Origin of the sequence: Eubacterium callanderi, assembly GCF_900142645.1 — a bacterium.
Taxonomy (GTDB): domain Bacteria; phylum Bacillota; class Clostridia; order Eubacteriales; family Eubacteriaceae; genus Eubacterium; species Eubacterium callanderi.
The window spans coordinates 352,957-363,166 of record NZ_FRBP01000002.1; the positions used below are offsets into that span (position 1 = coordinate 352,957).

At 51.2% G+C, this 10,210-nt stretch carries 8 protein-coding genes; 3 read left to right on the forward strand and 5 right to left on the reverse strand.

The window, feature by feature from the left end; all coding sequences use genetic code 11:
* Positions 1–29 precede the first annotated feature (29 nt).
* The 3 genes from BUC22_RS03890 to BUC22_RS03900 form a co-directional block, all read right to left on the reverse strand.
* Positions 30–1,394, reverse strand: coding sequence for a radical SAM/SPASM domain-containing protein (locus BUC22_RS03890; RefSeq protein WP_013381689.1), 1,365 nt, complete (start codon positions 1,392–1,394; stop codon positions 30–32).
* Between the two features lie 150 nt (positions 1,395–1,544).
* Positions 1,545–3,050: a xylulokinase gene (gene xylB / locus BUC22_RS03895; protein WP_041689915.1), complete on the reverse strand. Its 1,506-nt coding sequence runs from the start codon at positions 3,048–3,050 to the stop codon at positions 1,545–1,547.
* Positions 3,051–3,226: 176 nt separating this feature from the next.
* The gene (locus tag BUC22_RS03900; protein ID WP_013381692.1) at positions 3,227–4,267 is read right to left on the reverse strand and encodes an NAD(P)-binding domain-containing protein; all 1,041 of its coding nucleotides are present in this window, start codon (positions 4,265–4,267) and stop codon (positions 3,227–3,229) included.
* Positions 4,268–4,538: 271 nt separating this feature from the next.
* On the opposite strand from BUC22_RS03900, the gene BUC22_RS03905 reads away from it, so the two are divergent.
* From BUC22_RS03905 to BUC22_RS03915, 3 genes are all read left to right on the forward strand, one after another.
* Positions 4,539–5,504: a sugar-binding transcriptional regulator gene (locus BUC22_RS03905; protein WP_041689916.1), complete on the forward strand. Its 966-nt coding sequence runs from the start codon at positions 4,539–4,541 to the stop codon at positions 5,502–5,504.
* Between the two features lie 11 nt (positions 5,505–5,515).
* On the forward strand, positions 5,516–6,019 hold the full coding sequence (locus BUC22_RS03910) for a GNAT family N-acetyltransferase (protein ID WP_013381694.1): 504 nt from the start codon (positions 5,516–5,518) through the stop codon (positions 6,017–6,019).
* A gap of 61 nt (positions 6,020–6,080) precedes the next feature.
* Positions 6,081–6,632 (forward strand): flavodoxin family protein, encoded by a 552-nt coding sequence (locus BUC22_RS03915; protein WP_041690376.1) that lies wholly within the window; start codon positions 6,081–6,083, stop codon positions 6,630–6,632.
* A gap of 46 nt (positions 6,633–6,678) precedes the next feature.
* Here BUC22_RS03915 and BUC22_RS03920 read toward each other — a convergent pair whose 3' ends face one another.
* Together BUC22_RS03920 and BUC22_RS03925 are read right to left on the reverse strand one after the other, a co-directional pair.
* Positions 6,679–9,165, reverse strand: a complete 2,487-nt coding sequence (locus BUC22_RS03920; RefSeq protein WP_013381696.1) for a FeoB small GTPase domain-containing protein — start codon at positions 9,163–9,165, stop codon at positions 6,679–6,681.
* A gap of 267 nt (positions 9,166–9,432) precedes the next feature.
* A complete protein-coding gene (locus BUC22_RS03925; protein WP_073382380.1) occupies positions 9,433–9,993 on the reverse strand; it encodes a YcbK family protein in 561 nt (186 codons plus the stop codon).
* Positions 9,994–10,210 lie beyond the last annotated feature (217 nt).

The window sequence follows — 10,210 nt, forward strand, 5'->3', positions numbered from 1 at the left end:
AAGCTTTTCCGCGCCGGGTTTTTTTATCTTTAAAGGCTTTTCTGTTTTTCTCTCTGGCTTTCTTCCCAGAGGGTCTGGGCTGTTTCTCTCCAGTTGTCGGCATAGGGGCCGCATTTATCACATAAATGGTCAACGGCTTCAGGCGACTGCAAATCGGTCGATTTAGCGCCGGTCTGTTTGACCATCACCCGCAGTTTTTCGGGATTTTCGAGCATGGGACAGGGCCTCAGCATATTTTCATTGAAGGGTTGTTCATCATGATAGGCCATGAAAATAGGGCTCTTGAGGGCGTCGAGCAGAGACGTGTCGTGGATATTGGCATTGGAATAATGAATGAATACACATGGCTCCACATCGCCCGCTGCGTTGATGTGCAGGTAGTTCCTTCCCCCTGCGATACACCCGCCCACAAACTCGCCGTCATTTTGAAAATCCATGCCAAAAATAGGCTTTGTTTCTCTGAAATGACGGATGCGGCGATACATTTCCTCCCGCTGCCCGGGATTTGGCAGAAGCTCTGACACAGCGCCGTTGCCGACGGGCATATAGTGGAAAAACCAGATAAAGAGTGCGCCGGCCTCAATGATCATATCGTAAAATTCCTCACTGCTGATATCCTCAAAATTGGCGCTGGTATAACAGGTGGAAATGCCAAAGGGCAGATGATGCTCCTTCAACAGTCTCATGGCTGTCCTGACTTTTTCATAAACTCCCTCACCTCTTCGGCTGTCATTGGCCTTCTCGAAGCCCTCAAGGCTGATGGCCGGGACAAAGTTCCTGACCCGCAGCATATCCTGACAAAACGCCTCGTCGATGAGGGTGCCATTGGTAAAGGATAAAAATTCACAATCCGGGTGACGTTCACAAAGGGTGATCAGGTCCTTTTTACGCACTAGGGGCTCGCCGCCTGTATATATGTACATGTAGGTTCCCAGCGCCTTCCCCTCACGGACAATGCGGTCAATGGTCTCAAGGTCCAGGCTCTGCTTGTGCCCGTACTCCGCGGCCCAGCAGCCTGTGCAGTGAAGATTGCAGGCTGAGGTGGGGTCAAGCAGAATGGCCCAGGGGACATTGCAGTCTTCCTTTTCCTTTGTCTCATCCTGGAGGGCGCTTCCCTTCAAGCTGGCGTTTACAACAAAATTGTTGAAAAAGGCTTTTCTGACGCCTGGGTCCAGCTCATAAAACCGCAAGATCAGCTGATACCAGTTGTTCTTTTCATCAATGGCGGTCCGAAAGGCTGACCGCTGGCCCTCATACCAGCCCTCTGGCGTAAACCGGTCCATCAGCTCCATCACTCTTGGAATATTGGTTTCGGGATCCTTTTCCAGATAATGAAGCGCCGCCCCGGCGGCAGTGGTGAAGGTCTTGTTCTTAATTTTACTGACAATGTTCATTTTGTTTTACCTCCTGTTGTATGGATAGCAACGTTCTCTTTCTTTGTACCCACCACCGCTCAGCATACACATCAGAACAACCCAAAATAATCGAAAAAAGGTGACGAAAATCATCCGTCACCTTTCCTTTTAAAATATAAGCATATGTTTTTAGAAGTTTAAAATCTCCGCAAAATTGTCTTTTAACTGTGGGTAAAGCTTGTCAAAGGCTGTGTAGACCGTGTCATATTTATCACGCAGGGCCGGATTTGGCGCATAGTTTTCTGCGCGCATGGCGATGATTTTATCACAGGCATCCTGAACGGTTGGGTACATACCGGTTCCAACAGCGGCCAGAATGGCGGCGCCGAGGGCAGCTGCGTTTTCAGAGTTCATATCCGGCAGGCAGACAGGCATACCGTAAATGTCGGCCATGAGCTGGCGCCAGAACGGGCTCTTGGAACCGCCGCCGCACATACGCATGATGTCTGGTTCAATGCCAGATTCTCGGATGGCGGTAAGAACGTCACGCAGGGCATAGGTGATGCCTTCCATGACGGCACGGGTAATGTCCGCTTTGGTGTGGGTTGCTGACAGCCCCACAAAGCCGGCGCGGCACTGCAGATCAAAATGCGGTGACTGTTCGCCTGTGAGGTAAGGCATATAGATGAGATTATTGGCCCCTGGATTGGAGGACATGGCGTCCCGGTTGATTTTATCATATTCCAGATCGTCAGAATAAAACAGGTTGCGGTACCATTTTAAAGAGTTACCGGCAGAGTTGACCGAGCCCATGAAATGCCAGGCGTCTGGAACAGCCATACAGAAGGTGTAAACACGGGCTTTTTTATCCATCATGGGTTCATCGGCGTAAGCAAAAACCGTTCCGGAGGTCCCGATGGTGGTCATGGCGCGGCCGGTAGCCACAACGCCTGTCCCGACAGCGCCGGCTGCGTTATCCCCTGCGCCGCCGACCACAACGGTTTTTTCTGAAAGCCCCAGAAGTCCGGCGACTTCTTTGGTCAGGGTACCGGTAACATCCGGTGATTCGTAGACCTTACCCAGAACGGATTCTTTGATTTCGAGGGCATCCAGAATATACTGTGACCAGCAGCGGTTGCGCACATCCAGCAGCTGCATGGCGGAAGCGTCTGAAACCTCGGTGGCGTACTCGCCGGTCAGGCGGTAGCGCAGATAATCCTTCGGCAAAAGGATATGGGCGGTTTTGGCATAGATTTCTGGCTCGTTTTCCTTAACCCACTGGATCTTGGCGGCTGTCAGGCCTGGACGAACAGGATTGCAGTTGATTTCCATCATCTTTTCATCGGTAACAATTCTGCGGACAGACTCGCAGGATTCTGTGGTACGGGCATCGTTCCAAAGAATCGCGCGGCGCAGCGGCTTTCCTGCCGCGTCCAGCATGACCGCGCCCATCATCTGGCCAGACATCCCGATTCCCTTGATGGCGTCTCTCGGGACACCGGATTCGTCAATGACATAGCGCATGGTGGCGATGGCAGCTGTGTACCAGTCCTCCGGGTCCTGTTCGGACCAGCCGTTATTCGGCTGGTAAACCGGGTATTCCTGCGCCATCTGCGCGATTTCCTTCCCGTTCTGATCAAACAATACGGTTTTGACACTGCCGGTCCCCAAATCCAATCCAATTAAATATTCCATCATATTACCTCCCTCAGTGTAATGATATACATGATATTTTGAATACGATCGTCAAAAGATTAACGATTACAAGGCCTCTATAATAAATGGAGAATCTTAAAATTCTCCATTATTTAAAATTTTATTTTGTCTGTCCCCCAGATGTCCTGAATCGCTTTTTATTTTAATCAATGCCACTATGCTTCGATTGTCTCAAATTCCTTCCACGGAATATTGACTTTTTCCCCTTCGTTGAGTAGCTTGTCCACATGCATTAACAGTGGGAACTGTGCGATATCAATCTTGCCGGCCTTTGCCAGGGCTTTGACCGCCTTTGCCGTACGCGTGGCAATGACAACAGCTTCCAGCGTCTGTCCTGCCAGCTTTTCATTGATTTCTTCCATGGACAGGCCTTCGCCCAGGTACTGGCCCACGCTGCGGCTTCTGCCGCCGGCCACGGTAACGTCCAGGTCTCCGGCCGCGAACATGATCATGCGGTGGCTCCCGCCGACCAGCTCAAGTAAATCGTCCATTTCCTTTACACTCTGCTGGAACAGGGCGGCTTTGGAGTTTACGTGCGCAACACCGTCATCCCCACAGATGTTTTTTAGCCCGATGGCCAGCGCAGTACCGAGTGCATAGCCGTTTTTCAATGCAACAGCCGCTTCCAGGCCAACCACATCGGTGGTGAGGCTGATGTGATAGTAGCTGGTTGAGAAAATATCCCGCAGCATTTCCTGGGTTTCGATGTCGCGTCCGCAGAAACCTACAAAGGAATGGTCGTGGTCGGCCAGGTCGCGGGCGGTACATGGCCCGCCGATGGCGTAAATTTTAAGCTTGGAGCCTTCCGGCAGGTGTTCTTCCCAGTATTCGGGATAAACCTGAAGGCGGCCGTCCTCAAAATTCAGCATTCCCTTGGTGACTGAGATCATCGGCACACCTTCGGGAATCATTGGAATAATTTCGTTCAGGAACCAGTCAACGCCAAAGCTGGACACACCGCAGACAACAACGTCCGCACCTTCCAGAGCTTCCTTGACCTGGTCTACTTTATAATAATGAATACCATCATGCAGGGTGCGCAATAAATTAAAATGGTAATTGTCTTCTCTCAGGCGGTCGATAATCTCGTTATCGAGGGGAGAACCGACTAAACGGACCTCGTGGCCGTTTTCGTAAAGGGGAAAGGTTAGGGCTGAAGCCATCTGGCCAGAGCCAATCAAAGTTACAGTGCTCATTGATTTCACTCCTTGTAAATGTTTTATAGGTGTATTCTATACCCTGTGGTGCAAATTTGTCAATAGAAAAATGGGCATAATTCCAAATTTAAGAAAATAATTTTTTAGTCTTTGGGAAAAATTTCAACGTCTTTTTTCATTATATTTTCATAAGTTTGAATAATTAACGCTTTTTTCCTTGACATTCCTTTTCAATCTTTTTATAATGAAACCATAAGAGGCATTTAACTTTTTGTTTTTATGGGAAAAATTTCACATCATTGGAGGAGCTATGGATCTCAAAAAAATAAATCAAATTCTTCGTATATCAAAAATGTATTACGAAATGGATATGGGCCAAATTGAAATTGCTAAAAAGGAAGGGATCAGTAAATCCAGTGTCAGTCGGCTGCTAAAAAGCGGCAAGGAAATGGGCCTGATCGAGGTGCACATCAAGGAGCCAGTGCTTTCCTTCGGTGAGCTGGAAACACAGCTCATCGCCCATTTCCCGCTGAAACGGGCGGTCATTGTGCCTGACCTGGTAGGCGACAAACGGATTCTGGTCCATGATGTCTGTCTGGCGCTGGCCCAGGAGCTCCCGCGCTATGTGGATGACGACTCCATCCTGGGCATTGCCTGGGGCAGTACTCTGGAGGTTTTGTCAAACCTGCTGCAGCCCATCAAGCGGCGGGGCGTGTCGGTGATCCAGCTTAACGGCGGCTACTCACGCGCGGTCTATGAATCCAGCGCCCTGAATATCCTCAAAAATTTTGTGACCTGCGTGGACGGCGCGGGCTACCAGATTCCGGCGCCCGCCGTGGTGGACGCACCCTTTATCGCCGATGCCATCAAGCAGGACTCCCAGGTGGCGCAGATTCTCTCCATGGCCGAGCGATGCCAGACCGCAGTCTTTTCTGTGGGCAACCTGGCGCGGCCGTCCATCATCTATGAGATGGGTCTGCTGTCCGACGCCCAGTACTGGGAAATGGAATCCAAGGGCTGTATCGGCGATATGTGCTCTCATTTTATAAACGCCAGGGGTGAAATCTTCGACGAAGCCCTGGACCGCCGGGTCATCGCTGCCTCGCTGCCCGTGATCAAGGCGATCCGGAACAAGCTGCTGGTGGCCAGCGGCATCGAAAAGGCCGACATCATCGGCGCTACCCTGAGGGGCGGCCTGGCCGACGTGCTGTATATCGACGCCCCCACCGCGGCGGAGGTTTTGAAAAGAAGCTATGAAAATACTGAAATTGACTGAGGGAGGTTTTAATGGACTTTATTTTACGCACCTGGCACAAAAGCGACATCGACAGTGTGGCAAAGTACGCCAACAATAAGAAAATCGCGGATAATCTGCGCAACGCTTTTCCCTGGCCCTACACCTATGAGGACGCCCGCGGCTATGTGACGAGCTGCATCGAGGCTGGTGAAACGCGCCAGTGCACCCGGGCCATTGATGTGGACGGCGAGGCCGTTGGCAGCATTGGCATCTTTCTGGAAGAGGATGTCTACTGTAAAAACGCTGAGATCGGCTACTGGCTGGCAGAGCCCTTCTGGGGCCGCGGCATCATGTCTGCCGCCATCCGCCAGCTCACAGAGGATGCTTTTGAGCATTATGACCTGGCGCGTATCCACGCCGAGCCCTTTGCCCACAACCAGGGGTCCCGCAGAGCGCTGGAGAAGGCTGGCTACACACTGGAGGGGATCCTTAAAAACCGCGTCTTTAAAAATACTGAAATTTTTGACAGCTGCCTCTACGCTTTTACACGCTGATCTTGCCATATGCCTTTTAACAGGCGTATAATAGAAGTATAAAATCAAAGGAGTGATGATTGTGAAAATTGTAGGAATCCACGGAAGCCCCCGCCCGCAGGGCAACAGCACCGTGCTGGTGGACGCTGTGCTTGAAGGCGCAAAAGAAAAGGGCGCAGAGGTTCGGTCCTTTAACCTGAACGCGCTTGACATCAAAGGCTGTCAGGCCTGCGGCGCCTGCCACAAAAACAAGGATATCTTCTGTGTTCAAAAGGATGACATGCAGGGCATCTATGAAGCCATTGCCGACGCCGACGCGGTGGTCATCGGCTCACCCATCTACATGGCTCAGATGAGCGCCCAGACCATGCTGTTTTTAAACCGTCTCTACGCTTTTATGTATACCACCCAGGATGGAAAATCCCATTTTAAGATTGGGCCCAAACGCGTGGTCACGGTTTATTCCCAGGGAGCGCCAATGGCCGGCCACTACGTTCCCTATTTTGACATGTCCGACGCTTCCTTTGGCATGATGCTCCAGGGCAAGGTGGAAGGCCGCATTGTCTGCGCCAACGCTTACACCGACGAACTCATCGCCGATGCCCGGGAGGCCGGTAAAAAGCTCGCTGAATAGTATAATTAAAAAGCTTATTCACCGCAGGGTGGATAAGCTTTTTTTGTCAGTTTTTTGCCTTGGCAGTCGGCATGTTAATGTTCAGTGTATCGGATTCTTTATAGGGACGTGCCATCAGGTAAATGATACCCGCCAGGAGCGCGATGGCAATAACAGTCCAGACCGAGAAGCCACCGCCTGTAAAGAGCAGGCCCAGACGGTAGATAATCAATGAGATCACATAGGCAAAGCCTGTCTGGTAGCCAACGGCAAACCAGAACCATTTCGCGTTGTTCATTTCACGCTTGATGGCACCCATGGCTGCGAAGCACGGTGCGCACAGCAGGTTGAATACCATGAAGGAGAAAGCGGAAAGCGCGGTATAATGGGCGGCCACAGCTGTCCACAGGGTCGCGTCGGTTTCTGCAACCTCGCTGCCCACCTTGAACAGGATACCAAAGGTTCCCACCACATTTTCCTTAGCCACAAGGCCGGTAACTGTCGCAACGGTTGACTGCCAGTCGCCAAAGCCATTGGGGATAAAGATCCAGGCCAGGGCGGAGCCGATGGCGGCCAGAATACTGTCGCTCATATCCTCTACCATGCCAAAGCTGCCGTCTGCCACGCCAAAGTTTGCGGTAAACCAGATAAAGACCGTGGACAGCAGGATAATGGTACCGGCTTTTTTAATGAAGGACCAGCCGCGTTCCCACATGCTACGCAGGACATTGACGACAGTGGGCACATGATAGGCTGGAAGTTCGATGACAAAGGGCGCGGGGTCGCCGGCAAACATCTTGGTCTTTTTAAGCATAATACCAGAGATGACAATGGCTGCGATTCCGATAAAGTAAGCGCTTGGCGCTACCCACCACGCGCCGCCGAAAATCGCGCCGGCGAACATGGCGATGATTGGCATCTTCGCGCTGCAGGGCACAAAGGTGGTCGTCATAATCGTCATACGGCGGTCGCGCTCATTTTCAATGGTACGTGAGGCCATGATCCCCGGTACACCACAGCCGCTGCCGATAAGCATCGGAATAAAGGATTTACCGGATAAACCAAAGCGGCGGAAAATACGATCCATAATAAAGGCAACACGCGCCATATAACCGCAGCCTTCCAAAATCGCCAGGAAGATAAACAGCACTAAAATCTGGGGTACAAAGCCAAGAACCGCGCCAACACCAGCGACAATCCCGTCTAAGATCAGGCTCTGGAGCCAGTCGGCACAGCCTGCCGCTTCCAGACCGTCTCCGATAAGCACCGGAATGCCCGGTACCCAGACTCCGTAGTTTGCCGGGTCCGGCTCTTCTGCAGCTGCCGCTTCCTTAAAGTCATTGACCGTTACAGGAAGGGTTTCTATTACTTCGCCTTCCTCATCGGTGATTTCAGCTTCTGTGGTCACACCTGCTGCGGCCTGTTCAAAGGCGGTAACAGCGCTCTCATCCGCTTCACCTTCCTCTGCTCCCAGGGCTTCTGTCACTGCGTCAGTGTTGATTTCCTCGGTCTGGGCGGCTTCTAAAAAGGCGTCCATCTTCTGCGCCTGAACATCGTACTCACCGGCGGCTTCTTCATACTGGGAAGTGCCGATGCCAAACAGATGCCAGCCGTCGCCGAAGACACCGTCATTGGCCCAGTCTGTGGCCCAGGAGCCCACGGTGGTGACGGAAACATAGTAAACCAGAATCATGACCAGCGCAAAAATCGGAAGTGCCAGGAAACGGTTGGTGACAACTTTATCAATTTTATCTGAGATGGAAAGCTGTCCTTTGTTTTTCTTCTTACAGCAGTCACCGATAATATTAGAAATATAATTATAGCGTTCGCCTGTGATAATGCTTTCAGAATCGTCGTCCATGGAGTCCTCAACCGCTGTGATAATAGCTTCCACATTCGGCACGCTCTTCATCAGTCCGGAAATCTTATCATCCCGTTCAAAAAGCTTGATGGCAAAGAACCGCTTCTGTTCCTGCGGGATATCGTCCCCCAGCCTGGCTTCTATCTTATCAAGCGCTTCCTCTACTTCTGGATCAAATCGGTGCACCGGCGCGCTGATGGTATTTTTGCCCGCAATTTTAACGGCTTTTTCAACGGCTTCCTTCAGTCCCTTGCCCTTAAGGGCTGAAATTTCCACAACCTCACAGCCAAGATCCTTTGACAGACGCCTGACATCAATCTTATCCCCGTTCTTTTCCACGAGGTCCATCATATTCACAGCGATGACTACCGGAATGCCCAGCTCTGTGATCTGTGTGGTCAGGTAAAGGTTACGTTCAATATTGGTCCCGTCGATAATATTAATGATGGCGTCGGGCCGTTCATTAATCAGGTAATTTCTGGCGACCACCTCTTCAAGTGTGTAAGGTGAAAGCGAGTAAATACCTGGTAAGTCCATGATAATGACGTCTTTGTTTCCTTTCAGCTTACCTTCTTTTTTCTCAACCGTAACACCAGGCCAGTTGCCGACATACTGGTTAGAGCCTGTGAGCGCGTTAAAAAGTGTCGTCTTGCCGCAATTGGGATTTCCTGCCAGCGCTATCTTTGTTGACATGATATTTCCTCCTTAATTTTATATTCTTAGCTAAGCCTTACTTTAACCATCAAAACCACAAGTGCTGTTAATCCGGTAATTCCTTGGTTCTGTTTCACAACAAGTTTCGGGTAACTTATTTCACACAACCTAAAAAAGTTAGGTTAAGCTAATCACAATAATAGATTAGCATTGCCTAACTTTATTGTCAATAGTTTTTTTAAAAATACCTGTGAGATAATCTTTATCGCTTTTTAATTTATATTCATTCTAATTTAATTTTTTCCATCAGCTCAGGGGCAGCTCTACATGAATATAGCCTGAGCTGTAATAAGGTAAAATATTTAACCCGGTTTCCTGTGCCTGTGCGGCCAGATCGCCTATCCCCATACCCGGACAATACAGATCGGCGGCCATCCCCTTTTTGTGGAAGGACCAGGCTACTCCGCCCACCTCCTCATTGCGCGCCGCACACCGGACTCCAGAGGTGATGATCACCGGCTGCCCACAGGCCATGCGCAGGGCTTCAATGCGCTCCAGCAGCTCCGGGTCCATTTGTGCGGGCCAGCCGTCACAGTCGCCGGCGCAGTCGCAGGCATACTCGTCCATAAGGAAATGCGCCGAGGCCCAGGGGCCGTCGGTGACGTCCCCGTCGGGCGGGGGTTCCGTCTCCGGCGCTGATACGGTTGGTTCGGACGCCTGTGTCGCTGTTTCCGATACTGTGGGCGGTGGCGCTTTATCCGCTGCCTCCTCCGGTCCAAAACTCATACCGATGAAAAAGACGCAGGACACGAGGAGCATGATTGAGAGGATTAATCTTCGACTGATGGTTTTGTAGATGTTTTTCATTGGGTTCTCCCTTCTTGATCAGGTGGAAGGTGGAAAGTGGAAGGTTACAGATTTGTACCAACACTTTCCACCTTCCACCTTCCACTTAAAAAAGGGGGCTTTCGCCCCTTTTTTTACTCCACGGCCACGTCGGTCTTGGTGGTGTCCACCCGCACGGCGGCCACGACCTTGGCGAGGGCGAAGCCCTCGGGCTCAAAGGCGCCCTGGTCCACGATGG